This window comes from Paenibacillus sp. 1-18 (assembly GCF_000520755.1).
Lineage (GTDB): Bacteria > Bacillota > Bacilli > Paenibacillales > Paenibacillaceae > Paenibacillus > Paenibacillus brasilensis.
Map to the genome: position 1 here is coordinate 53,826 of NZ_ASSB01000084.1, position 24,582 is coordinate 78,407.

The window sequence follows — 24,582 nt, forward strand, 5'->3', positions numbered from 1 at the left end:
AACGTTAACCTCCTACTCAATATATAGTTAAGGTTTAAGTACAACCTTGATGCAGTTGTCTTGTCTGGTATCGAAAATTTCATATCCGCGTTTGGCATCGCTTAACGGAATCACGTGTGTAACAACGTCCCCGGGGTCGACCTTCCCCGTATCAATCAGCTCATACATATAGGGCATATAATGAATAACAGGCGCTTGTCCTGTACGCAAATTGATATTTCGCTGAAAAATATCCCCCATAGGGAAACCGTTGTACCGTCCGCCGTATACTCCGGTAACTTGAATGGTGCCGCCTTTGCGGACAGCCTGTGTGGCTATAACCAGTCCACCTAAAGCCCCGCCGTGAAGCTTGAGACCGGAAGCCAGCGATTCCAGCGGAGACATTTTACCGCTCATGCCGGAGCAGTCAATGACCACGTCTGCGCCTCCCTTGGTCATTTCCTTCAGGTAGTTGCCGACGTTCTCTTGCGATTCCACATTAACGGTCTCCACGTGGTTGGTACGCTTCGCATGTTGCAGACGATAATCCAGATAGTCCGCTGCAATGACTCGCTTTGCTCCTTTGAACCAGGCGAACTTCTGCGCCAGCAGACCTACCGGACCGCAACCAATGACGATGACCGTGTCTCCGTCCTTCACCCCGGCATTATCGACGCTCCAGAAGGCAGTAGTCATTGCATCAGCGATGAGACAGAGCTTCTCGTCGGGATGCTCGCAGCTCTCGGGAATTTTGAAGTGAGTGAAGTTGGCGAAAGGCACGCGTAAATATTCAGCTTGTCCACCCGGATACCCACCGGTTGTTCCCGAATAGCCAAAAAAACCGCCCATATCTCCGTGCTCGTTAGAATGATCACATTGGCTTTCCAATTGGTTTTTACAGTAAAAGCATTCACCACACGCAACGGTGAACGGAATGATCACGCGATCTCCCTTTTTTAAGTTTGTCACGCCGCTTCCAACCTCTTCTACAACACCCATCGGCTCGTGTCCGATAACATAATTCTCCTGTAGATTCGGAATCATCCCGTGGATGAGATGCAGGTCTGAGCCACAAATGGCAGTTGTCGTCAGTTTGATAATCGCATCGTCGGCTTTTTGAATACTTGGGTCCGGAACCTCTTTGACCACCACGTTTTTGATGCCTTGGTAAGTCACTGCCTTCATGCCTGGTTTCCTCCCATATGCTCGTCCGGCGTGCGATCAAACATGCCCTTGCGGGTGGTATCGTCCGGGAACAGCTTCATATTGCTGATATCCATCGTCTTATTGGCTGACAGCTGGTCCAATTGGTATTGCTGTTGCAGATCATAGGGATGAAACCATTTTTTTCGCACCATAAGATCGGTGATTTCCTGGTGAAGCGCGATGCCTTGATGTAAATGATTACGCAGCAGGGTTCTGGCATCCGTAGAGACCGTTTCCGTCAAAGCTACTGCCGTGTTCCGTACCCCTTCCTTGGCGCGGATCAGAAAATCCATCGCAAACGTCATGTCTGCCATTTCCGGCATATTTAATGAATTTTTAGGATCGACATAATCCATATGAGCGGGCTGAGTCTCATTTAATGTCACATTGGTCACCTCAATTTAAGATTGGTGTTGGGCGAAAGGCCGGAACAGGTGCTTGAAACGGTGCTTTAGCATATACCGCTTGCAAATCGGCAATAGCCTGAATAGACTGCTGAACATCTTTTTCCATTAAATCCTTTAGCTCCTGATCGAATACCAGCCCCTGCATTAATTTGGACTTGGCTAAGCATAACGTTTTAAAGTTAAGCGCTTCGTGAATTTCAAGGGACTCATGCGCCGCTAATATAGGCTGTTGACTTATCATAGGATCACCCTTCTTTTATGATTCTCATGGGGTATGGTGTCCAGCGTAACTATGTTTATTCGGATATTTGATATAGCGTGTAACGCGATACCGCTTGACTTCAAGTTAACTTTAAGTAGTAACATACTGGATGTAACGTGATGGTGATTAGAAAGACCGATGACTATTCTTTGAGATCGGAGTGATTGAAATGAAAAAGAAACAACTGGGTAAAAGTGACCTTCAAGTATCCGCACTGGGTCTGGGCTGCATGGGAATGTCTGAATATTATGGCGAGTTGAATGATCAGGAGTCGATCAAAACGCTTCATCGTGCGCTGGAGCTGGGAATCAACTTCTGGGATACAGCCGATGTTTATGGTATGGGAAAAAATGAGAAACTAATCAGTCAAGTCCTGCGGAGCCACCGGGATGAGGTGGTATTGGCTACCAAATTCTCCATTATGCGCGGAGAGGATGGGGGATTTCTGGGTGTCAGCGGTCGCCCCGAATATGTAAAAGAGGCATGTGACCGCAGTCTGCAAAGACTGGGGGTAGATGTCATTGATTTGTACTACCAGCACCGGGTTGATCCGAATGTACCTATCGAGGAAACGGTTGGCGCGATGAGTGACTTGGTTCAGGCGGGAAAAGTCCGCTATTTGGGGCTGTCCGAAGCTTCTCCTGCACTCATTCGGCGTGCTCACAAGGTTCACCCGATCACGGCCCTGCAAACAGAATACTCCTTATGGAGTCGCGAAGCGGAAGATGAGGTTATACCTACCTGCCAGGAGCTGGGCATTGAATTTGTAGCGTATAGTCCGCTGGGACGCGGCTTTTTGAGCGGGCAAATTCAGAAGTTTGATGATTTTGCAGAAGATGATTTCCGTCGCACCGTGCCACGCTTTCAGCCTGAGAATTTCCAGAAGAATCTTGATCTCGTGCAGCATATTAAGGACCTCGCTGCTCGCAAAGGGGTTAAGCCTTCTCAGCTGGCCTTGGCATGGCTACTGGCACAAGAGGGCATAGTACCGATTCCAGGCACCAAGCGGGTTGCTTATTTGGAGGAAAACGCTGGGGCAGTCGATATCGCTTTATCCGCGGAGGAAATGGAAAATATTAATGAGATCATTCCCAAAGGAATGGCAGCTGGCCTTCGTTATGCGGCAGAGCGGATGCCGAATTGGCAAGCCGAATAATTCCAACTTTATAACCCAAAAAGCCGTCCTTAACGCGGATCGGCGCGAAAGGCGGCTTTGCGGGGCTTACATATACAGCTAAGGGCGCGGTTTGAAAATGCCGAAGGGACGTCCTACAGGCAGGAACGTACGGCCAAAATGGGCATTCAGAACTGCGGCTCCTGTACCGTACAATGAAAGCAGACCAATCCCCATTTCGGCATAGGCTGCGAGGGTATGGAACACCTCTGGAGCAACGCCGAATGCATCGAAGCTAAGGCCAAGAAATAGAAAATCAATCAGGACAAAGATAAAGAATAGAACCTTATGTGTCTCCATGGCGCCAATGGTCATGAATAGCGTGAAAATAAGATAGCCCGCGAAGGCAAAACCAAGCTGCTTGCCATCTACAGCAGATGCCAGTTCTGATCCGAACACGCCCATTTTAATCATCCAGCTACTGGCTACGGCTAACCAGAAGAAGGCATAAGCACCAAATGCCGTCATGCCAAAGGTGTTGTTATGCTTTGCATCCTGAATGCAGGCAAACAGCTGTGCAAAGGCACCAAGGAAAATAGCCCAAGGGATGATAAAGCTTAAGCCCTCAGTGAGGCCGAGCTTTTGGGATGAAGCCACAAGCGTTACAATTGCCAAGCCAAACAGACCGATCGCACTCGGATCGGCCGTTACGATTTTTACGTTAGAATGAGATTCGTTTTGCATGAAAAAATACAAGCCTCCAATAATGTTCAAGTACGCGTCAATCTGCCGATGCCAGAATCACACTGACATATTGTAACGGAAACGGACGTACTCGCATAGTGCATAATTCTGCTACCGATTATGAGATTTGCGATACCACGATTGGAGCCCTTCTTCGCAGAACGAGAGATTCAGAGATTACCAACAGCCGCTTTGACCGGAATAATGGACATGCCATTGCCACCGGACATGAAAGCTTCCCGGCAGGTGAGTTCCGTAACGTCAAAATTACGAATAACCAGATTACCAATTCGGGCGGCGGCAGTGGAATCAATCTGTCACGTGCAACCTACACGACGGTTACCGGGAACCAAATTATCAACAAAACCCATCAATCTGACGGCTACGCAGGCATTCGCATCCCTAATAATGGTGCTAACAATATCGTCAACAATAATGTAATTGAAAATTATCCGCGCGGAATCTTTGTACTGACTGGAGCTACAGGTAACAACGTATACGGGAATACGGTGAAAAATGCATCCCTGCAAGGTCTGCTGGTCCAATCGGATGGCAATACCTTTACGGATAATGAATTTATCCAAACCAATTCTTCATGGGCCACATGGATGTCACCTGTAGAACCTTGAATAACAAACGCGATGATAGCTACGAGCAACAAGCTGAGCCTGACCTTCCGATTAAAGATGTTTGGCATATTACACACTCTCCCTGATAAAATAGTGGAATTTATTACAGAATTACCCTTTATATTTTCGGTCAAAATGGGTATTATTTCAAGTGTTTTTATATTCATTAAAAGGTATACTTTCAGCTAGCTTTAATCTTGCCTTCATCTTGGCCGGGTACAATCAAGGCAATTTTCCTGGGGAGGATGTATAACGAATGAAAACGAAAAAGACCGTTTGGATTCCGGCAGTGATTGCAGTTATAGTAGCAGCTTTGTTCGTAATCTACTATTACTACATGTCTTCAGTTTCCGGCGGAGAGCTTGGCCCACGACCACCAAAAGGCGGCGTAAGCAACGCAGGACAGATGGGTCGTCCTCCCGGAGGGGAGGGGCATGGAGGCAACGGGGAAATATTCAAGACGTTGGGTACTATCTCTGTGTTCCTTGGGGCGGCTGCTTTCTCTTGGTTCTGGTTTAAGAAGAAGTTGAGATCGCCATCGGTGTTGGTTAGAAAGGCCGGGAAGTTGTTGCATTCCATGCATAAGCTGCTGGGTTGGGCAACCTTAATCCTGATTGCCGTCCACGGTGTCTATTTTTTGATGACCAAGCTTCAAGATCACAAAACTTACAGCGGGCTTGCGAGCTTTGCCATTCTGCTGGCGCTCGCCGGATATGGCTTCTTTATTAACAAAGTTCGTAACAAGTGGATGCGGACCGTGCATCGTTCACTCGGACTGCTGTGGGTTCCCGTGTTGCTGCTACATGCTGGCGGGTCCGCGATCACGGCGGTCATCGCCAGCCTTGCGGTGGGGGTTCTTGTTTGGGTACTGGAAAAAAGCGTGGGGAAAACGACGAAGCCTGTCCCGGGGAGCCGATAATTAGACAAGCAGCCATTCGGCCATGAGTCATATATCACTTGGCACGAGAGCAGGTTGTGTCACCAGCGCTTGCTGGAAATAAAAGATCCGCTACCGAAAGAGGTTGCGGATCTTTTGTTATTTGGTGACAGTCTATTTTCTAAAGACCGGACCCCAGACCCCGAGCCTGTCCGAAAGGCTATTTCCTTGGGGGTATAACAGGTGGGACATGCTGTTTGTGACATATATCTTCGTTCTAACAGAGGTAGCGCCCACGCAGGAGGAGGACCAGGTGCATATGCATACGGTATGCGCAAAAATCAAAAAAGATAAGAGGGATGACTAGTGCCCATTGGAAAAATGAAAAAGTATAAAGAAATGCTGCAACATCCCGTTTTGCGTCCGCATTTACCTGAAACCCACTGGTTTACGGATTCGAGGACCTCGCGGATGCTGAATACCTATTCATCGGTCTTCATAAAACCCAATCACGGAAGTGGTGGTAGCGGGATCATCCGGGTCAAAAGATTGAAAAAAGGATATGAGGTTCGTAGGGGCTCAAGCCGAAGGATTGTTGGATCTCGTTTTGTTTTAAAAGCAATTAAGTCATACCAGAAATCCAGACGCATGTACTTAGTACAGAAAGGACTTCGGTTAGCTAAGTATCACGGGTCGATTTTTGACACCAGGATATACTTACAGAAACCAGGGGGAAAATGGGTAATTTCTGGCGCGGCCGCCCGTGTCGCGGCACCTCATAAGTATGTTACCAATTATCTTAAAGGCGGGCATGCAGTATCTTTGCATCAAGCTCTTTTCAGCCTTTTTAAGCACAACCGTACGAAAGCAGATGCCTATTATCATAGAATCTCCAAGTTATCCGTCATCATTGCCAAAACGATTAATAAACGGCATCCGGTTCGCGAATTGGGGGTCGATATTGCCATAGATAAAAAAGGCCGTATTTGGATTATAGAGGCCAACTCACACCCCGGGCATATGCTGTTTACTCAGCTTCCCGATCCTACTATGATCAACACGATCATGAGAAACAAGAGTATTATTTGGAAGTAAATTCCTTGCACGTTATTTTTAGGGGAGAAGGAGAAGCTTCAATGAAAAAAACAAAGCAACTTAGAGATTTGGTCCATTCTCAAACACTGGAGTTTATCATGGAAGCCCATAATGGTTTGTCAGCTAGAATTGTGGAGGAGGCGGGGTTTAAAGGAATTTGGGCCAGCGGGTTATCCATCTCTGCAGCGATGGGAGTAAGGGACAGCAATGAGGCCTCATGGACGCAGGTTTTGGATGTTTTGGAATTCATGAGTGATGCTACCTCCATCCCGATTTTGCTGGACGGAGATACGGGGTACGGCAACTTCAATAATGCAAGGCGGCTGGTGAGGAAACTGGAGCAACGTCATATTGCTGGGGTATGCATCGAGGATAAGCGGTTTCCCAAAACGAATTCTTTCATTAGCGGTCGAGAGCAGGCTTTGGCTGATATCGAGGAGTTTTCCGGGAAAATTAAAGCGATGAAGGATACACAAACGGACGCGGATTTTACGGTGGTGGCCAGAGTAGAGGCATTTATTGCCGGGAAAGGGCTTAAAGAGGCGCTGCAAAGGGCGGAGGCCTACCGAAAGGCAGGAGCCGATGCCGTATTTATACACAGCAAAAGATCGGATGTCACAGAGATTGAAGCGTTCATGAAGGAATGGGCCGGAAGATTGCCGGTAGTGATCGTGCCTACCAAATACTATACAACCCCAACCGTCAGGTTTCAGGAGATGGGAATCAGCCTTGTGATTTGGGCAAACCATAATTTGAGAGCATCCATCCGAGCCATGAAACAATTATCTGACCGAATTTATCGGGATGAAAGCCTTGTCCATATCGAAAAGAGAGTTGCAACCCTCGAAGAAGTATTCCGGCTTCAAGGGGTCGAGGAGCTGCAAGCTGCGGAACGAAAATACCTCCCATCGTCAGAACCGGATTCGGGTGAGCACGTATAATGGACACGAAATTGTTAGGAGAAGAGCTGAAAAAATTAGGTTTTACCTTTTTCAGCGGTGTTCCATGCTCTTTCTTGAAAAGCTTGATCAATTATGCGATAAACGAATGTGATTATGTTGCAGCGGCTAACGAAGGGGATGCGGTCGCCATTGCATCTGGAGCTTATATAGGTGGGAAGAAGTCGGTAGTCCTTATGCAAAATTCAGGGCTGACCAACGCTATTTCGCCATTGACCTCTCTTAATTACCCTTTTCATATTCCGCTGCTTGGATTTGTCAGCCTGCGCGGAGAACCGGGGATACCTGACGAACCTCAGCATGAACTGATGGGCCGGATTACAACGCAAATGCTGGATGTGATGAATGTGGAATGGCAATATCTCTCCAAAAATTTAGAAGAGGCCAAAAATCAGCTGATCCAGGCTAATGAGCAAATTGCCCGGCGTCGCTCGTTCTTTTTTGTTGTTAAGAAAGGGACGTTCGACAAAGAGCCATTGCAAAAACTGCAAACCTCCATTCATTTAAATCAGATCCGACAGCATGGTCATGCGGACCATCAAATGCCTACACGGTATGATGCATTATCAGCGATTAACTCCATGAAAGACGACGATACCATACAGCTCGCAACAACTGGTAAAACCGGGCGTGAGCTGTATGAAATTGAAGATGCGGCTAACAACCTGTACATGGTAGGTTCTATGGGATGCATCGGTTCCTTGGGGCTTGGTTTGGCTCTGAGCCAACCAAGCAAAGATATCGTCGTGATCGACGGAGACGGATCTCTGTTGATGCGTATGGGGAGCCTGGCAACTAACGGCTATTATCATCCAGCCAATATGGTTCATATTCTGCTCGATAATAACGCTCATGAATCAACAGGCGGGCAGAGTACGGTATCCCATAATGTCGATTTCATAGACATTGCCGCTTCCTGCGGGTATACAAAGTCGATTCATGTTCACAGTCTCGAGGAACTGAGGGCCTGTTTACAAGAATGGAAAGTGGATAAAGGACTTACGTTTTTGTACCTGAAAATATCCAAGTATTCCAAGGATCAGCTTGCTCGTCCGCATATGAAGCCTCATGAAGTAAAAGAACGTCTGCAGCGGTTTATTCATAACAGTCCTTTGAAGGGCAAGGAAGTGAGCGGTTCATGAGTTCTCCCGTCAAGAAAAACATTTTGCTTACCCCTGGTCCGGCAACGACTACAGAAAGTGTGAAATGGTCACAGGTGGTTCCGGATATTTGTCCTCGTGAAGCCGAGTTTGGCCAAATCATGGAGTATATTTCTACAGAGCTTACCCGGCTGGTCGCAGACCCGGATCATTATGCGACCGTATTGTTTGGCGGGTCGGGTACTGCAGCGGTGGAGTCCATCATCAGTTCGGTGCCGAATCACGATGCGGTGATCATTGTCAGCAATGGAGCCTATGGAAAACGGATGTGCGAGATAGCGAAGGTTTATGGAGTGGAATATTTTGAATTCAAAAGTCCTCCCGATGATGCTATTGATTTGGCTGAATTAGAGAGGTATATCCAATCTTCTGAACGCACCGTCTCCCATTTGGCCGTCGTTCATCACGAGACGACAACTGGCCTGCTTAACAAGGTGAAGGATATCGGAGAACTATGCAAAAGGTATCAAATCGACATGATCGTGGATGCCATGAGCTCATTTGCGGCCATTCCAATTCAATTAAAGGAAATGAATATTGCCTACCTGGCGGCAAGCTCCAACAAAAACTTACAGGGAATGGCCGGGGTTTCGTTTGTGATCGCCGAAAAAAGCAAATTGGAGCATTTGAAAGGCCAGAAACCAAGAAGCTATTATTTGGATTTGTATGCTCAATACAACTATTTTGTGGAACATGGACAGATGCGGTTTACACCTCCAGTCCAAACCTTATATGCGCTTAGGCAAGCGATTGAGGAATTAAAGCAAGAAGGGGTGGATAAAAGGTACGAAAGGTACGCGACATCCTGGAAAACCTTAATTAACGGGTTAACCCGCTTAGGTCTAACCTATATCATTCCCGAGGAGCATCACTCCAAAATCATTACTTCCATTCTTGAGCCTCATTGTGCAGGTTATGATTTTCAATCTATGCATGATTATTTTTACAGCAAGGGCATTATGATCTATCCCGGCAAACTTGAGAAACTAAATACGTTCCGAATTGCCAATATAGGTGATATCACGTATAAGGAAATGGAGTTATTTTTGGAATTGCTTGAACGCTATCTCAGTAGCATAAAATGCGGATGAGAAAGGTGGAGTCCCTATGGCATCAGCAGCAAAGGATAAGTGGTATAAATATTTGTTATTGAGAAGGCATGCGTCTCTGAGGTCTTACGTCCCCGAAACGAAGCTACTGGACAGGTATAATTTTTCGGAACTTCTCTCCAAGTATGGGCATGTTATCGTGAAACCGGTGTGGGGGAGTCGTGGCCGGGGGATCTTTCAGGTCTCCTGGGTAGGAAACCATGAGTACATCGTACACTACGAGAATAAAAGAACCTTAGTACGGGGCAGAACCAATACGTATCATTATATTAGAAGAAAAATCGGGAACGCCAGTTATATGGTTCAACGCAGAATTACCCGTCCGACCATCAACAAACGCCCTTTTGATATGAGAGTCATCATTCAACGGAGAATTAACTCATCTGTATGGGTAGTCACAGGCAAGGTTATCAAAGTTGCAGGCAAAGGCTATTTTGTTTCCAACAATACACGGAGTAAGGGAACATTATACCATTTTAAATCCGGCATTCGACAATCTTCCATTCGACACCTGTCTGCCAGTGCATTAGAGTCCCATATTGATCGTGTTTCCATCCGTTCCGCGAAGAGATTAAGCACTTTTTTCCCGGGGCACCGTATATATGGACTGGACATTGGAATAGACCGAAAAGGACGTGTCGGGATTATTGAAGCTAATCTTTTTCCGGCAAGATCCCATTTCCGTAAGCTGAAGGATAAAACGATGTATCATCGCATTACGGATTACAAAAACGGTTGATACAAAATGACTGTACCTTCTCTCGTGAACAGATTACGAAAGAGGCTATAGACAATCAAGAGGTGGCTCTGTGTATTCATCAGGGTCATCTTTTTTTATGTCCATCGGTATCTGCCTGGGTTATTTGTCATCGTTGGTCCGTCCCTTTGACGATCTTCAATGGTGTTACCTTCATATTTGTGATAGTATGTACACCTATATACAATGAGGAAGTGACACAATGATCAATATAACGATTCCCACCCCGGACATTACGATTACCAAGCAGGTTAACCCTGAGCTCAGCCATATTTACGGATTTACAGATTTTCACCTGATCCCTAGAGACAAGGCTGGTATCTTTATGTTCTATAACGCACAGGAGGAATTGCTGTTCGTTGGTAAAGCAAGAAAGCTAAGACAAAGAATTAAAAAGCATTTTGAAGATACGGTATCGCCGATGAAAGCGTATCGGAATGAAGTGGCGATTATCGAGGTTTGTATTGTGGAAGATGCGGTAGAACGAGAAATTTATGAAACCTACATCATCAATTCACAAAAGGCCAAGTATAACGTCGAAAAAGTGTTTTTCAAGTAATGGAGTGACCCGGTATGCAATATAAAAGAGCAATAAGCTGCAGTAGTTGTACTGCCCTTATTGCTCTTTTATTATTAGTACATGTAGATTCCTCCAGAGGGGGTTCCCTGGTATGAATAAAACAGACCGTTTGCTAGCGATTGTGCTAGAGCTGCAACGCAAGCATATTTCACGGGCAGAGGATTTGGCGGCTATATTTGAAACGAGTGTAAGAACCATCTATCGGGATATACAGGCTTTAAGCGAATCGGGTGTACCGATTGTGGGAGCACCAGGCATCGGATATTCCTTAATGGAGGGCTACTTCCTGCCGCCAGTGAGCTTTAACGTGGAAGAGGCCGTAGCGTTGCTGATAGGAACAGATTTTGTCGAGCAGAAATTTGATACAGAATACGGCAGCAAGGCGCAATCTTCCCGACGGAAGATCGAAGCTATTTTACCGGAGAGCATTCGCAGGGAGGTTTCGCGGGTGCGTACCACCATCAGGCTGTTCGCAGGGGGGAAAGGAGTAGATCCTAGAGAAAAAACCTATCTGGAAACGCTGCGTCTCGCGATATTGGAAAAACAAAAGGTACGCTTCGGCTACTCCAAAAGAATGCCAGAGGCCGATGGGAATCGTCAAAGTGTGCGTGTAGTTGCACCCTACGGTCTTGTACTGTTTCATGGTTCGTGGGTTTTGATGGGGCAATGTGAATTACGGCAGCAGCTTCGCCACTTCCGCTTGTCCCGTATGGACGAGCTGACCGTGCTGGAGGACAGGTTTCAGCTCCCTGTCGATTTTAATTTACAGGATTACAAGCAAGTCGATGACCGTCATGAGTATGTTCGTATATTAGCCCATCCACATATCGCAGATAAAGTGAGGGAAGCGAGCAATTTTTACATGGAGACCATGGAGGAGCGTGCAGATGGATTGCATGTACTCTTTCGCGTGAGGCAGCCGGAGGAATTACTGCAATGGATACTCGGATGGGGCGCGGATATGGTTGTATTGGAGCCTGAGACCCTTCGGGAGCGAGTACGTGCAGAAGTCGAAAAAATGTTGAAATGCTACTGACATACTGCTGTCAGTAGCATTTGTGTATAGTAAAGCTACTTGATGAAAAGGGGTGTATTTAAGTATATGAATACAACTGAAACTTTACAGCGTTTTGAAGAAACGGTACAACACTATCTCCATGAATTGGACAGCTTTAGCTTGGAGCAATTGCAGTATACACCGCAGGAGGGTGAATGGTCACTTGGGCAAATGTACCTTCACTTGGTGAATTCTGCTCTCCATATGCAGCTTAAAAATATCGAGCTTTGCCTAAAGCCAAATGGTGAGATGGGGGCTAAAACGGAGGCGGGCACAGCCGTTTTTGATCTGGGAGGCTTTCCGCCAGTGCGTATCCAGGTCCCACCATCTCCGCAGTACACTCCTCCGCAACCGACGAGCAAAGAAGACATTGTGGAGGGATTACAGGCTGTGGTCCGCCAAATGAGAGAGGTTGAACCTGTCCTCCGTAAATCGTCAGAAGGGTGTACCATCCCTCATCCCAGATTTGGTGCGCTGAATGCCAGGGAGTGGTTTATGCTTATCGAGATGCATTATCGGCATCATCTCTTGCAGAAGGAGCGTTTGAAGCACGCAATAGCCGGTTAATCGTTTCCCGGCGCAGCCCGATGAATTGTCCGATTTCCTCTTGTGTCAGCACGTCCGTTAATGTGGCAGGTGCAATATAGGAGTGGAACCAGTTCTGAAGTTTCCGAAGCTTTTCAGCAGGCGAAACTTCAGTGAGCTGGTCGATCCGCTGCTGCATCATGCGCAGTTTGTCTTGTAGCTGCAAAGCGATAGCCCGGCATTGCGTCGGGTCCTGCTCTAGCGATTGATACCATTCCTTTTGTGACAGAACCTCAATCTCACAGGATACCAGTGCGATCGCTGTACCATAATACGGATTGGGGCTGATTAGGGAGTGATGCGGGATGATTTCATCGGGCACAATAACGTTGACTAAAATTTGCGAGCCATCCTCGTGGACTCGGATGATTTTTAACAAGCCGCTCTTTAGCCGATACAGAGGGCCGGATTCCCCTTGTCGAAATAGGGTTTCACCTTTGTGTAATATCATGAACGTGTGCAGCCTCCATTCCATGTACCTGCATTTTACATCCTTCGATTTCAGTTTTTTAGATAAATCCCCCGTTGACGCGGATCGTCTGCCCGGTAACCCATTGTGATTTGGCGCTGACCAGAAACTCAATCACATCTGCAATATCCTCGGGTTCACCTAGACGGCCGAACGCATTCAGCTTTTTCATACCTTCGATTTGCTGCGCGGTTTTCCCTACTTGAAAAAGTTCAGTATTTACAGGGCCGGGAGCCACAGCATTAATCGTAATATGTTTATTTCCGAACTCCTTGGCAAGCTGGCGGGTAAATTGTTCAACGGCACCTTTGGTGCCTGCGTATACGCTATAGGCCGGGAACATTTGTCCAATTACGGACGTGGACAGGTTCACGATTCTTCCGTAGTTCTCCATGTGCTTTATGGCCTGCTGGCAAGCAAAGAAGGTGCCTTTTACATTCAGTGCAAATTGTTTGTCAAAATCGGCTTCTGTCACGTCAGTAAGCGGCTTGGTAATCATCAGTCCGGCATTGTTAACCAGAATATCTAATCTGCCAAATTCAGCAATGGTATTCGTAAATAATGCTTCAATATCACTCATCTTGCCCAGATCGGCGTGGATCGCGATAGCTTTGCCGCCTTTTTCAATAATACCTTCTACGACCTGTTGGGCTTTATCCGGGCTGCTGGCATAATTAATGACTACATGAGCGCCCAGTTCCGCCAATTGCTCCGCAATGACACGTCCAATCCCTCTCGATGACCCGGTGACAATCGCTGTTTTTCCGTCCAAATGCTTCATGAGTGTTCAACCTTCCTTCCATATATTTCTCAAGAGATTCCATGTTCCAAAAGCGCCCACACATCCGAAAACTCCTGATCTATTTTAGGATTCTTCCATTCGTAAGCATGAGCAGGGTGATGAAAACGTGCTGTAGCATGGAAAAGAGTACGAGCCAGTTGTGCTGGCTGATCCGATGTGATGCCTTCCCGTGTAATGATGTCAGCGAGTTGCTTAACAATATGGTCAATATGCTGTTCGATGAAATCAGCCGCTTGCTCGGTGACCCGGGTATACATCTGGAACATTTCCTCGTCATCACGGGCGTAGTAATGCTTGAGTTCGACCAAAGTCTGTATATATCGTTTTAAAAGGGATGCGCCTGTTAAGGATGAATCCAGGCCCACCTTCGACAGTGGAACGATAATCTTTTCATTCAGCCATTTTTCGGTCACACCTTCGAGGAGTTCAGCTTTGCTATTAAAATGTCGGTAGATGCTGCCATGACTCACACCTAATACTTTAGCAACATCAGTTACGGAGGTTTTGGCTATACCAAACCGCCTGAGTGTTTCTTCTGTCGCGACAAGAATCTGTTTTTTAGTCAATACATCTGAGGGTTTTTCCATAAAGCCACGACCTGTTCGCCGTGTAATTCACCTCCTTGCAATCAGGATAACACAAAGAGTATCAAATGACAAAAAATAATATTTGTCACTTGATACTCTTTTCTGAAAATATTTAAAGGAGACAGCAGAGAAGCTATAACAGTGATTGGATGACAGCTTCTATGGCAGAGAGCTCTGTCGTTACTTCAAACCTTCCTCTTACACGACCATCACGATCAATCAGGAATTTGGAGAAGTTCCACTTAATCCCATCGCCAGCGTAGATGTCCGGATACTTATCCCGTAGAAAATCCTCCATGGTTTGACCTTCCCTGGTATGGGGATCGAAGCCCTGAAATGGCGCTTGCTCTATCAGATATTGGAACAATGGATGTGGTGAAGAACCTCTTACATCTGTTTTCTCAAATAGTGGGAACGTTAGGCCATGCCCATCTTGGTAGATTTTCTGCAATTCCGAGTGGCTATCCGGCTCTTTTTTATTGAATTGATTACATGGAAAAGCGAGAATTTCAAAGCCTTGTCCCTTCCGTCTTTCGTAGAGTTTTTGCAGATCGGCAAATTGGCTTGAGAAGCTACATTTGCTGGCTGTATTTACGATGAGGAGAACTTTTCCTCTATACTCTGAGAATTCAACTGGTTTCCCGTAAATGGTGGTTGCCTGGAAATCATAAATGGACATGTTAATGTTCCTCCTTACGATATTTTTAATACATCATATCTCCGAAGCTGATATTGGTCTAATATATAAATGGAATTAGATTTATAGGTAAATGCAATAATTGCGCCATGTAATGAACACACTGCTCATCTCTCTCTTGAATCAAAAGAAGATAGGATAGAGAGGGATATGCCTCTTTTATAGCAAACTGTGGCATTCGCCGTTACCAAGGTAGATTATGGATGAATATTCATGTAATGCGTGCAAAAACCCACAGAATAGAGGGATACTCGTGCCCATTGGAAAGATGATTCAATATAAGGAAATGCGACAACATCCCGCTTTAAGTTCTCATTTGCCGGAAACCCGTTGGATAAGCAATGCAAGGACATTGCGCATGTTGGACGAACATCGGACGGTTTTCATTAAGCCTAATTTTGGAAGCGGGGGAACTGGTATTATACGGGCCAAAAAACTGGGGAGAAGGTATGAGATTCGCTGCGGCTCCAGTCGAAGAATAGTCAGAGCCTACGCAGTGAGAAAAGCGATCAGAACCTTTCGGATGCCCCACCGCCGTTATTTGGTACAGCAAGGGCTTCGGTTAGCCAAGTACAAAGGTTCAATTTTTGATGCCAGGGTATATATGCAGAAGCCGGAGTCGGAATGGATCATTTCAGGAATAACTGGCCGTGTTGCCGCACCCAAAAAAGTGGTTACCAATTACCGCAAAGGGGGACATGCGGCACCGTTGTCCAAGGTGCTTTTAAAGGTCTTTAAACATGACAGAACGAAAATGAAAGAGATTCTGGACCAGATCGTTGAACTTTCTAAAATAGTTGCCGACACGATAGATAAAAATCATCCGTTTCGCGAGCTGGGGATTGATCTTGCTATTGAGAAGAGTGGTCAAATCTGGATTATCGAGGCCAATCCGCATCCCGGACATAAGTTGTTCAAGCAGCTCCCCAATCATAAGATGATTCACACTATTTTGAGAAACAAACGTCGGATTCAGCGTTGGAATAAAGCTCATTGGTGAGCTAAGAAGGAGGACGCCCAAGCAAAGGCGCGGGAGCGTTCTCCGTTTGTTAAGTTCAAGCTATGCTCTAGCCAGGGATCATTTTTAGCAAAGCGTTTATGTTAGAGAGTGCCCTCCATCCACATGGAGAATGGTTCCGGTCACAAAATGATTTTGGATTAAATAAAGTACGCCTTGTGCAACATCCTCCGGATGCCCCACTCGTTTTACAGGGAGCTTGTTTGCCACCGTATCATAGAACTGATTACGTGCATTTTCAGGCATTTTGCTGCGGGAAGGTGTATCAATAATGCCGGGTGAGACGATATTCACGCGGATCGGAGCAAGTTCAAGCGCCAAGGTTTGCCCCAGATTTGAAACGGCTGCATTAACAGCTCCAAGCGCTGAGGACCCAATCATCGGTTTGTATGCCACCACACCGGAAAATAGGGTAATGGACCCCTGGGCTGAGAGCTTCGGTGCTCCGTACTTAGCTGCATAATATTGGCCCCAAAACTTGTTTTCGAATAGCTTGCGCGCTTGATCCGTTTCCAACTGGAGAAATGATCCACCGGATGTTTCTGCTGCACTAATGACCAAATGATCATATCCGCCGACTTGTTCAAAAAAGGACTTTACCTGCTGCTCGTCTGTCGTATCGAGCACATACGCTGCAGCCCGTGGGCCCAGCATTTCTTTGGCCTTGTGCAATTTATCTTCCGAGCGGCTGGCGATAACCACTTCCGCACCCAGCGAAATGACTTGCTTGGCTGTCTCTAAACCAATACCAGAGCTTCCACCAATAATCACAATTTTTTGATTTTTCAATTCAATAACCTCCTATGTTAGCTGAATGTATTAATCATTGAATACGGCTTGTAGATGTGTATCAAGGTTAGTAATAAATTGGGGGATATTCGGGTTTTTAACGACGTCATAGCATGCAAAGCTCTTCAGAGGCTTCATGCCGAGAAATGTATGTGCAGAATGCAAATGACGGAGCGCTCCTTCCAAGCTATCGCCATTAAAAAAGCGAGCTGGATCATTAAAGGCTTTTTCCGGGGCATTCCAGGTCGTTGAGAACATATATTTTTTGTCGGTTAACAAGCCGCCGTTTCCATATTCACGAGCACCCGTGAAGAATACACCGTAAGCGTAAACTTCATCCATATAAGTCTTCAATAATCCTGGAACACTGAACCAATAGATAGGCGTTTGGTAGATGACCACATCCGCCCATAGGAACTTTTCGTGTTCCTCGCTAATCGTATAGCCGTTTTGAATAGTCGTTGTTTTGATGTTGTTCTCTTTACTTAAGAGCCGCACCATATTGTCCATCAAGGTTTGGTTCAATTTCCCTTCGGCCGCATCATACTTTTGATGACCATTAATGATGAGTATATTTTTCATTTTCTCCATCCCCTTTTCCTACTGTCTTTGTTACCCCTGTTCCCAACGGTTAATTACCTCCTTATGTTAGAGAACGTGTTCTCTGCTACAACGATATTGTATATGCATTAAATTCATTTAGGGAAGTAGTGATATTTAATTCATATAGTTTCCCTAAAGGAATTATTGTGATACTATTGGGTTTAGCAGATATTATTGGGAGGATGGTTCCTATGCACGTTCAAGAGCCCATTGAATTAACCAAAGGGATACCAGGCGAGCCATGCCCTATTGCCCAGACGCTTGATTTAATTGGAACGAAATGGACCTTTTTAATCATTCGTGACCTTCTTATCGAAGGAACATTGCGATTTAGCCAGCTTTTGAAGTCCATGAAGGGGATTAGTCCCAAAACGCTTTCCCTACGCCTGAAGGAGCTTGAAGACAATGGTTTGTTGGAGAGGAAGGTTTATCCCGAGGTTCCCCCGCGTGTCGAATATTCGTTAACGGAAAAAGGGAAGCGACTGGAGGGTATTTTTATTGAGCTGAAGAGATTTGGCTTAGATTTAAAAGCAGATCATTGAGGGATAGCCAACTTTCCTCTACAACTCTTAATTATGGGGCTGCTTGTTCGGTTTTTATTTGCTAAATTCGTTAAAGCTGCAAGAATTGCGATACCTGTAAGCTTAAAAGGAGTCAATGATGGAGTACGATAGTATTAACAACCGCCTTCTTGCTGGGAAGGCGGTTTGTTTTGATTACAGCGTTTGTCCGCTGTCTACCGTAATAATCTGGCCTGTCATGGCTTCCTGCTCCAAGGCAGAACACACCATGCTGGCGATATCATCAGGTGTGGAAATGCGCTGTAGAAGCAAATGAGGAGCCAGTTGTTTCATCTGTTCCTCCCTGCCTGCCCACCATCTTGTCGCTACCGCTCCAGGCACGATGCAATTGACCCGAATCTCCGGTGCCAAAACCCGTGCTAACGATTTCGTCAGTCCATGAACGGCTGCTTTGGATACGGCATAGGGCAGTGAGGAGCCTAAGCCGGTTTGTCCCGCGATACTTCCCAGATTGACAACAGCGCCTCGTTTGCTTTTTTTCATAAAAGGAGCTACGGCCCTGGCACAGTAAAACATGCCTTTTACATTTACATCCAAAAGTGCATCCCAAACTTCCTCAGTGGCTGCTTCCAGATCATCCATAGGAATATGCTGTGTAATACTGGCGTTATTCACGAGTATATCTACTGTTCCAAATTGCTGAACAATTTGATCGACCATGCTTCGGACCTCCTTGTCCTGGGAAACATCCGCCCGCAATGCGACAGCACGTCCACCTTGTTCAAGAATCATACGCACCGTTTCCTCGGCTTCCTGTTTAGAGCGCGAGTAGTTGACGATTACCGTCGCCTTTCGATGTGCCAACGCCAGGCAAATAGCTCTCCCAATCCCTGTACCTCCGCCCGTAACTAGTGCTATCGTTTGTTGTAAATCCATCTTCATCACTCCTTATTTATCATTGTAGATTATGTGTTTAGTTCTGTATAATTGAATTATATGAACAGATGATTCAATAAAATTGAATTCATATTAGGAGTAAGCATATGGATATTAAAATGCTAAAAACATTTCAAATGATTGTGAAGTACAGTAGTTTTGTTCGTGCAGCGGAAGAGATGAATTATGCACAATCTACAGTGACGATGCAAATGCAGAAGCTTGAAGCCGATATGGGAGTTCAACTGATGGAACGGGGCAAGAAAATAAAACTAACCGAAGCGGGCAGGCTGCTGTATGAGCAGAGCCTGCATATTGTACAGGACATGGAGCAATTGCAGAAGAACATGGAGGAGCTGCAAACGGGGACCGCAGGTCATATTCGTATAGGAGTGACCGAACCAACCGCCAGCTACCGACTACCGAGGATTCTAAAACGGTTCTTATCGAATTACCCGAACATTCGTATATCGGTTGAGTTTGGGAATACACCCACGCTAAGCGAGCGTATTCTTAAAGGGGATATGGATGTCGCGTTATGCTCTGCACCGGATTTGGGCACAGAGCTATATTTTGAACCTTTGTTTAAGGAGAATTTTGTGGTTTTGATGCCTGAACATCATTCGCTTGCAGAAAAGGAATGCATTGGACCAGCAGATTTGCAGGGGCATCGCTTGCTTATTACGTCAACCATCTGTCCTTATCGTCGCAAGCTTGAAATGGTCATGAAGGAATATGGAATAACCACGTTAGATACGATGGAAATTGGCAGCATGACCGCTCTGAAATCTTATGTGGAAAGCGATTTGGGTATTGCCCTTGTGCCACAAATTCTGGTCAGTCCTGTCCCGGCAGGAACAGTGGTGAAGGAATTAAGCGGCAGTTTGATTGATATGACCTTCGGTCTTCTGTGTAAAGCAACAGAGGCTCCGCTAAAGCTGGCAGGTGCAAGGCTGTATTCCGTGTTGAAGCAGGAGCTTGGGGAGTTATCCGAGGCGCATTAAGGCAGGGTAGGGGATGAAAGAGATTGAACCGACTGTTGTATGCAGCCGGTTCATTGGTTTACTTTTTCATAATCGGAATCCATACTTCACATCGGTAATCCTCTGCACGGCAATCCCCCATGCTTCATGTCCAGACATATTCCGAGTATATCATCACCTGTTCCCAAGGCATGAATCCGATCTGATGTGCCGTCTGAGTTAAGCTGGCAGCACCTTTGTAATCATATCATTGGCGGTGTCCGTAATCCTGTCTTTACGTGCCTTTGTTGAACAGGATACCAACAGCCTGCCCCCTTGTGTTCATAATTAAAATTTGGGACAATAGAAGAAGTGTTTGAATAGCGCAGAGCGCTCAAACATGCTATGATGCAATGATAGTTGAGACGAGTCGTGATGGCTAGGGTTTATATATAGAAATACGAATTTTAATGCTTTGAAAAGAGGATCGAACATGAAAAAAGAATCCATTTATGGATTAACGCTAGACCAATTGACAGCATGGCTCATGGAGCATGGACATAAGAAATCTCGTGCGTTGCAGGTATGGGACGCATTGTACCGGAAGCGGATTACTGATTTTGCAGCGATGACGGAGGTTCATGAGACCTGCGTTCGCATGTTGGAAGAGCATTTTTCTATTGAAACGTTGGAGGAACATGTAAAGCAGCAGTCAGCAGACGGGACAGTCAAGTTTTTGTTCAGGCTACAAGATGGTAATTTAATAGAGACTGTACTGATGCGGCATAAGTTTGGACTGTCTGTATGTGTGACGACGCAGGTGGGCTGTAACATTGGATGCAGCTTCTGTGCGAGCGGACTGTTGAAGAAAAGTCGTGACCTGTCCAGCGGTGAAATTGTAGAGCAAATTATGAAGGTGCAGCTGTATCTGGACAAAGAACGTCCGGGCGACCAGGTCACTCACGTTGTTGTGATGGGGATTGGCGAGCCGTTTGATAACTTTGTGAACCTGTCCGATTTTATTCGGGTCATTAAGGATCACAAAGGACTGGCGATTGGCCCTCGGCATATTACCGTTTCTACAAGTGGACTTGCCGATAAAATTATTGAATTTGCAGATTCCGATCTGCATGTCAATTTGGCGATTTCACTCCATGCGCCGAATGACGAGATTCGTACCCGCATTATGAAGATCAACCGGGCGATTCCGATTGAAAAGCTCATGCAGGCTATTGATTATTATCTGGACAAAACGAATCGTCGGATTACGCTGGAATACATCTTGCTGAAGGATGTTAATGACGGTAAGGAGCACGCGCTGGAGCTGGCTGAGCTGGTAGGCCACCGTCGCAATCTGGCGAACGTGAACCTGATTCCTTACAATCCGGTGGATGAGCATAGCCAATACCAGCGGAGCGAGTCGGAATCCATTACCGGTTTCTATGATGTATTGAAAAAGCAGGGTATTAGCTGTAGCGTCCGGCTGGAACATGGGACCGACATTGACGCGGCCTGCGGACAGCTGCGCAGCAAGCAGATTCGCAAGGACTCCCAAGGCAGTCGCAATTCGGAACGCGAAGCCATTAGTTAAATCTACAGGCGTACTCTCTTACAGGAGTACGCTTTTTTTTTGTATCACGGACCAGAGGACAAAACATCATCTAAAATTGTGAAAATAGTCACGTAACAGTTGCTGCTTTTACGTTATAATGAGTGGTTAGTGGAGGGGTTATATGGCTAACGTAATTTCAAATGTGGCACTTGTTCCGGGCATCTATGTGATGAAAATTGAGGGGACCTTTAAAGGAAAAATGGGGCAGTTCTACATGCTGCGCAGCGGAATGAATTACCCACTGCTACCCAGACCTATTAGCATTTATGATATCGGGGAAGATCATATTTCCTTTTTGTACCGGGTTGTTGGAGAGGGGACAAGCCTGTTTTCCCAGCTACAGCCGGGTCAGGAGATTCAACTGGAAGGACCGTTCGGCAATGGTTTTCCGCAGGTAGAGGGAAGCCTGGCTTTAGTTGGCGGTGGAATGGGGACGGCTCCATTGCTGCTGGCTGCGAAGCATTACCCGCATGCGCACGTTTATCTGGGGTTTGCACAGCAAGCCTTCGGGGTTGAGGCATTTGAAGCTGTGGCGGCATCTGTGCAAGTCAAGGTTGGAGGAAGTATCATTGAACAGGTCGATCCGGCTCTCTATGTGAATATGTTTTCCTGCGGGCCGACGCCAATGCTACAAGCGCTCGCGATAAAAACGGAGGGGACATCGTCGCGTTTATATATTTCAACAGAAAGACACATGGCCTGTGGTATTGGCGCATGTCTGGGCTGCACAATGCGTACCCGTGAAGGCAATCGTAGGGTATGTAAGGAAGGGCCTGTATTCCCGGTGGAGGAGGTGGAGTTTGATGATCTCCATGGCGTGTAATATTGCGGGTGTACCGTTCAAGAACCCGATCATTATGGCTTCCGGCACGTTTGGCTTCGGGCGTGAATATGCAAAATTTTATTCTCCTGAGTTATTGGGCGGCATCGTCGGCAAGGGACTGACCCTTCATCCGAAGGCTGGTAATACGGGATCACGAATACATGAGACTGCATCCGGCATGCTCAATAGTGTGGGGCTGGAGAATCCGGGGGTTGCCGCCTTTTTGAAGGATGAACTGGATGACATGACTCGCTGGAACACGGCTGTTATTGCCAACGTAGGCGGCTCCAACCTGGAGGAATACGTTCAGGCCGTAGCTATGATTACGGAAAATGCGCAAAAACGCCGCACGATGAATCGTAGGGGCGTTGATATGCTGGAATTGAACATTTCATGTCCCAATGTCAAGCAGGGCGGGATGCAATTCGGTATCCAGACGGAGGTCGCGCGGGACGTTGTGCGGCAGGTGCGTAACGTAACGGCGCTCCCGCTGGTCGTCAAGCTGTCCCCCAATGCAGAGAACATCACACAGATGGCGGTTATGTGCGAAGAAGAAGGCGCAGATGGTGTTTCGCTGATCAATACATTTTCTGCGATGAAAATTGATATACGTCGTCGTCGGAGTGTCTTCGCCAACACGTATGCGGGTCTTTCCGGCCCGGCAATTAAGCCAATTGCCTTGCGCATGGTTCATCAGGTGGCGCAGGCGGTGTCAATTCCGGTAATCGGCATGGGCGGCATCAGTTCGGTGGAGGACATTATTGAATTCATTATGGCAGGGGCCGCTGCCATTCAGGTGGGAACGTATAATTTTGTCCATTTGCATGCAGGGGCCGAGCTGGTATACGGACTCGAACAATGGATGCAGCAGGAAAAGGTGCAGTCGTTGGATGAGATACGGGGAATCTTGTAATTTCGTACCTGTTTCCATAAACTTAAGCGTACACAACCGGCTTGTCTTCTAAGGCAAGCCTGTTGTGTATTTTATTATACCGAAACAGTCAAGCTCAACTAATTGTTAATATCGCATTTGTTCAAGATGAACGAAATTTGATTTTCCAGCCGATGAATGGCTTCCTTGGAAGCTTGGTCGTTGCTACCTTGTGCCTGAAGCGCAGCGAGCTCCTGCTTGAGCTGATGAAGATCCTGCCCTGCATGGGCGCAGTTGTAATTACTTTCGAGATTGTCAATCATCCGATTGTCCTCCATTTCGTTAGGTATACGTCCTTATTATGGAGAATTGGTTCTTCCTTATTCAGCATATTGTTTTATTTCAAACAAAGGCTATAATATAAGGAATTAATTCCAACCTGATCAGTGGGTTAAAAAGAAAAGCGAGCAGGAGGGTCCGCATGAATCCGATACAACATATACTGGACGAATTTCAGCTGATCGTACTGGATGGCGCAATGGCGACCGAACTGGAACGTCATGGGCATGATCTGAACGATAGCTTATGGTCAGCTAAAATACTCCATGAGCATCCGGGGTCCATCAAGCGCGTACACAGGGATTATTTTGAAGCCGGGGCAGACTGCGCGATTACTGCGAGCTATCAGGCTACCGTGGAAGGCTATGTTCAACGGGGGCTGAGCGAAAATGAGGCGCTGGAGATGATTCAATCATCGGTGCGGATTGCTGTGCAGGCACGGGATGAATTTTGGGCCGAAGTTACGAATGAGGCAAATCAGCAGCATCGCCCCAAGCCGCTAGTCGCGGCCTCTGTCGGACCCTATGGGGCGTTTTTGGCGGATGGCTCAGAGTATCGCGGTGATTACAAGCTGAGCGAAGAAGAGCTCGTCGAGTTTCATCGACCGCGGATGAAGGCTCTCATTGAGGCGGGGGCGGATATATTGGCTTGTGAAACGATACCTTGTCTGGTCGAAGCCAAGGCCATTGCCCGATTGCTGCAGGAGTTCCCCGGCACGTATGCCTGGATCAGCTTTAGTGCAAAGGACGGCCAGCACATCAGTAACGGCGAATCTGCCGCCGCTTGCGCTGAATGGCTGAATGACCACGAGCAGGTGGCAGCTGTGGGAATCAATTGCACTCTGCCGCAATTCATTCCATCGCTTATTCATGAAATGCGCAGCCATACGGATAAGCCTGTGGTGGTGTACCCCAATCTGGGGGAGGAATATGACCCGGTCACCAAAACATGGCACGGCACCACTTGTGCAGAGACGTTCGGGCAGAATGCCCGCCAATGGTATGAAGCGGGAGCCCGTCTGATTGGCGGGTGG

At 46.7% G+C, this 24,582-nt stretch carries 30 protein-coding genes and 1 pseudogene; 18 read left to right on the forward strand and 13 right to left on the reverse strand.

Annotated elements, in window-relative coordinates; genetic code table 11:
• Positions 1-27 precede the first annotated feature (27 nt).
• From L693_RS0106035 to L693_RS0106045, 3 genes are read right to left on the reverse strand one after another with little or no spacing between them, the layout of a single operon-like run.
• Positions 28-1,164, reverse strand: coding sequence for a zinc-dependent alcohol dehydrogenase (locus L693_RS0106035; RefSeq protein ID WP_025716501.1), 1,137 nt, complete (start codon positions 1,162-1,164; stop codon positions 28-30).
• Positions 1,161-1,541: a spore coat protein gene (locus L693_RS0106040; protein WP_049825073.1), complete on the reverse strand. Its 381-nt coding sequence runs from the start codon at positions 1,539-1,541 to the stop codon at positions 1,161-1,163. The genes L693_RS0106035 and L693_RS0106040 overlap by 4 nt, the downstream gene beginning before the upstream one ends.
• A gap of 40 nt (positions 1,542-1,581) precedes the next feature.
• Positions 1,582-1,833: a hypothetical protein gene (locus L693_RS0106045; RefSeq protein ID WP_025716503.1), complete on the reverse strand. Its 252-nt coding sequence runs from the start codon at positions 1,831-1,833 to the stop codon at positions 1,582-1,584.
• 190 nt (positions 1,834-2,023) lie between these two features.
• On the opposite strand from L693_RS0106045, the gene L693_RS0106050 reads away from it, so the two are divergent.
• Positions 2,024-3,010, forward strand: a complete 987-nt coding sequence (locus L693_RS0106050; protein ID WP_025716504.1) for an aldo/keto reductase — start codon at positions 2,024-2,026, stop codon at positions 3,008-3,010.
• Positions 3,011-3,088: 78 nt separating this feature from the next.
• On the opposite strand, the gene L693_RS0106055 is transcribed toward L693_RS0106050, so the two are convergent.
• Positions 3,089-3,712, reverse strand: coding sequence for an acetate uptake transporter (locus L693_RS0106055; protein WP_025716505.1), 624 nt, complete (start codon positions 3,710-3,712; stop codon positions 3,089-3,091).
• Between the two features lie 62 nt (positions 3,713-3,774).
• On the opposite strand from L693_RS0106055, the gene L693_RS0106060 reads away from it, so the two are divergent.
• The 10 genes from L693_RS0106060 to L693_RS0106110 all read left to right on the forward strand — a co-directional run bounded on the left by L693_RS0106060 (position 3,775) and on the right by L693_RS0106110 (position 12,502).
• Entirely contained in the window at positions 3,775-4,341 is a 567-nt protein-coding gene (locus L693_RS0106060; RefSeq protein ID WP_269320825.1) for a right-handed parallel beta-helix repeat-containing protein, read from the forward strand.
• Between the two features lie 256 nt (positions 4,342-4,597).
• On the forward strand, positions 4,598-5,260 hold the full coding sequence (locus tag L693_RS0106065) for a hypothetical protein (protein WP_025716507.1): 663 nt from the start codon (positions 4,598-4,600) through the stop codon (positions 5,258-5,260).
• Positions 5,261-5,584: 324 nt separating this feature from the next.
• Positions 5,585-6,313 (forward strand): YheC/YheD family protein, encoded by a 729-nt coding sequence (locus tag L693_RS0106075; protein ID WP_025716509.1) that lies wholly within the window; start codon positions 5,585-5,587, stop codon positions 6,311-6,313.
• 41 nt (positions 6,314-6,354) lie between these two features.
• Entirely contained in the window at positions 6,355-7,254 is a 900-nt protein-coding gene (gene aepX, locus L693_RS0106080) for a phosphoenolpyruvate mutase (RefSeq protein ID WP_025716510.1), read from the forward strand.
• Positions 7,254-8,414 (forward strand): phosphonopyruvate decarboxylase, encoded by a 1,161-nt coding sequence (gene aepY, locus L693_RS0106085; RefSeq protein WP_049825072.1) that lies wholly within the window; start codon positions 7,254-7,256, stop codon positions 8,412-8,414. The genes aepX and aepY overlap by 1 nt, the downstream gene beginning before the upstream one ends.
• A complete protein-coding gene (locus L693_RS0106090; protein ID WP_025716512.1) occupies positions 8,411-9,523 on the forward strand; it encodes a 2-aminoethylphosphonate aminotransferase in 1,113 nt (370 codons plus the stop codon). The genes aepY and L693_RS0106090 overlap by 4 nt, the downstream gene beginning before the upstream one ends.
• Before the next feature lie 16 nt (positions 9,524-9,539).
• A complete protein-coding gene (locus tag L693_RS0106095; RefSeq protein ID WP_025716513.1) occupies positions 9,540-10,280 on the forward strand; it encodes a YheC/YheD family protein in 741 nt (246 codons plus the stop codon).
• Between the two features lie 220 nt (positions 10,281-10,500).
• Entirely contained in the window at positions 10,501-10,857 is a 357-nt protein-coding gene (locus L693_RS0106100) for a nucleotide excision repair endonuclease (protein ID WP_025716514.1), read from the forward strand.
• 112 nt (positions 10,858-10,969) lie between these two features.
• Positions 10,970-11,914 carry a helix-turn-helix transcriptional regulator gene (locus L693_RS0106105; RefSeq protein ID WP_025716515.1) on the forward strand — a complete coding sequence of 315 codons (945 nt, stop codon included), beginning with the start codon at positions 10,970-10,972 and terminating at the stop codon, positions 11,912-11,914.
• A gap of 66 nt (positions 11,915-11,980) precedes the next feature.
• Positions 11,981-12,502, forward strand: a complete 522-nt coding sequence (locus L693_RS0106110; protein ID WP_025716516.1) for a DinB family protein — start codon at positions 11,981-11,983, stop codon at positions 12,500-12,502.
• Here L693_RS0106110 and L693_RS0106115 read toward each other — a convergent pair.
• The 4 genes from L693_RS0106115 to L693_RS0106130 form a co-directional block, all read right to left on the reverse strand.
• Complete coding sequence (locus L693_RS0106115; RefSeq protein WP_025716517.1) at positions 12,435-12,971, reverse strand: Crp/Fnr family transcriptional regulator; 537 nt, start codon at positions 12,969-12,971, stop codon at positions 12,435-12,437. The two genes, L693_RS0106110 and L693_RS0106115, sit on opposite strands and share 68 nt — an antisense overlap.
• 58 nt (positions 12,972-13,029) lie before the next feature.
• A complete protein-coding gene (locus L693_RS0106120) occupies positions 13,030-13,770 on the reverse strand; it encodes an SDR family oxidoreductase (protein ID WP_025716518.1) in 741 nt (246 codons plus the stop codon).
• A 29-nt stretch (positions 13,771-13,799) separates the two neighbouring features.
• A complete protein-coding gene (locus tag L693_RS0106125) occupies positions 13,800-14,378 on the reverse strand; it encodes a TetR/AcrR family transcriptional regulator (protein WP_025716519.1) in 579 nt (192 codons plus the stop codon).
• A gap of 133 nt (positions 14,379-14,511) precedes the next feature.
• Entirely contained in the window at positions 14,512-15,057 is a 546-nt protein-coding gene (locus tag L693_RS0106130; RefSeq protein WP_025716520.1) for a glutathione peroxidase, read from the reverse strand.
• Positions 15,058-15,328: 271 nt separating this feature from the next.
• Between L693_RS0106130 and L693_RS0106135 the strand changes: the two genes are divergently transcribed.
• On the forward strand, positions 15,329-16,075 hold the full coding sequence (locus tag L693_RS0106135) for a YheC/YheD family protein (RefSeq protein ID WP_025716521.1): 747 nt from the start codon (positions 15,329-15,331) through the stop codon (positions 16,073-16,075).
• 96 nt (positions 16,076-16,171) lie between these two features.
• Here the strand turns inward: L693_RS0106135 and L693_RS0106140 are convergent, their stop codons facing one another.
• Both L693_RS0106140 and L693_RS0106145 read right to left on the reverse strand, forming a co-directional pair.
• On the reverse strand, positions 16,172-16,882 hold the full coding sequence (locus L693_RS0106140; RefSeq protein ID WP_025716522.1) for an SDR family oxidoreductase: 711 nt from the start codon (positions 16,880-16,882) through the stop codon (positions 16,172-16,174).
• Between the two features lie 30 nt (positions 16,883-16,912).
• Positions 16,913-17,464, reverse strand: a complete 552-nt coding sequence (locus tag L693_RS0106145; RefSeq protein ID WP_025716523.1) for an NAD(P)H-dependent oxidoreductase — start codon at positions 17,462-17,464, stop codon at positions 16,913-16,915.
• 212 nt (positions 17,465-17,676) lie between these two features.
• On the opposite strand from L693_RS0106145, the gene L693_RS0106150 reads away from it, so the two are divergent.
• Positions 17,677-18,027: a winged helix-turn-helix transcriptional regulator gene (locus L693_RS0106150; protein ID WP_025716524.1), complete on the forward strand. Its 351-nt coding sequence runs from the start codon at positions 17,677-17,679 to the stop codon at positions 18,025-18,027.
• Between the two features lie 174 nt (positions 18,028-18,201).
• Here the strand turns inward: L693_RS0106150 and L693_RS0106155 are convergent, their stop codons facing one another.
• Complete coding sequence (locus L693_RS0106155) at positions 18,202-18,942, reverse strand: SDR family NAD(P)-dependent oxidoreductase (protein WP_025716525.1); 741 nt, start codon at positions 18,940-18,942, stop codon at positions 18,202-18,204.
• Positions 18,943-19,049: 107 nt separating this feature from the next.
• Here L693_RS0106155 and L693_RS0106160 point away from each other — a divergent pair, with 107 nt between their 5' ends.
• Positions 19,050-19,946: a LysR family transcriptional regulator gene (locus tag L693_RS0106160; protein WP_025716526.1), complete on the forward strand. Its 897-nt coding sequence runs from the start codon at positions 19,050-19,052 to the stop codon at positions 19,944-19,946.
• 116 nt (positions 19,947-20,062) lie between these two features.
• Here the strand turns inward: L693_RS0106160 and L693_RS32320 are convergent.
• A pseudogene (locus tag L693_RS32320) lies at positions 20,063-20,152 on the reverse strand (AraC family transcriptional regulator); the annotation flags it as partial.
• A gap of 245 nt (positions 20,153-20,397) precedes the next feature.
• Here L693_RS32320 and rlmN point away from each other — a divergent pair.
• The 3 genes from rlmN to L693_RS0106180 all read left to right on the forward strand — a co-directional run bounded on the left by rlmN (position 20,398) and on the right by L693_RS0106180 (position 23,252).
• The gene (gene rlmN / locus L693_RS0106170) at positions 20,398-21,495 is read left to right on the forward strand and encodes a 23S rRNA (adenine(2503)-C(2))-methyltransferase RlmN (RefSeq protein ID WP_025716527.1); all 1,098 of its coding nucleotides are present in this window, start codon (positions 20,398-20,400) and stop codon (positions 21,493-21,495) included.
• Between the two features lie 142 nt (positions 21,496-21,637).
• Positions 21,638-22,339 (forward strand): dihydroorotate dehydrogenase electron transfer subunit, encoded by a 702-nt coding sequence (locus L693_RS0106175; RefSeq protein WP_025716528.1) that lies wholly within the window; start codon positions 21,638-21,640, stop codon positions 22,337-22,339.
• The gene (locus L693_RS0106180; protein WP_025716529.1) at positions 22,320-23,252 is read left to right on the forward strand and encodes a dihydroorotate dehydrogenase; all 933 of its coding nucleotides are present in this window, start codon (positions 22,320-22,322) and stop codon (positions 23,250-23,252) included. The genes L693_RS0106175 and L693_RS0106180 overlap by 20 nt, the downstream gene beginning before the upstream one ends.
• A 98-nt stretch (positions 23,253-23,350) precedes the next feature.
• Here the strand turns inward: L693_RS0106180 and L693_RS0106185 are convergent, their stop codons facing one another.
• A complete protein-coding gene (locus L693_RS0106185) occupies positions 23,351-23,533 on the reverse strand; it encodes a hypothetical protein (RefSeq protein ID WP_025716530.1) in 183 nt (60 codons plus the stop codon).
• Between the two features lie 158 nt (positions 23,534-23,691).
• Here L693_RS0106185 and mmuM point away from each other — a divergent pair.
• A partial coding sequence (gene mmuM, locus L693_RS0106190) for a homocysteine S-methyltransferase (protein ID WP_025716531.1) occupies positions 23,692-24,582 on the forward strand: 891 nt, incomplete at its 3' end.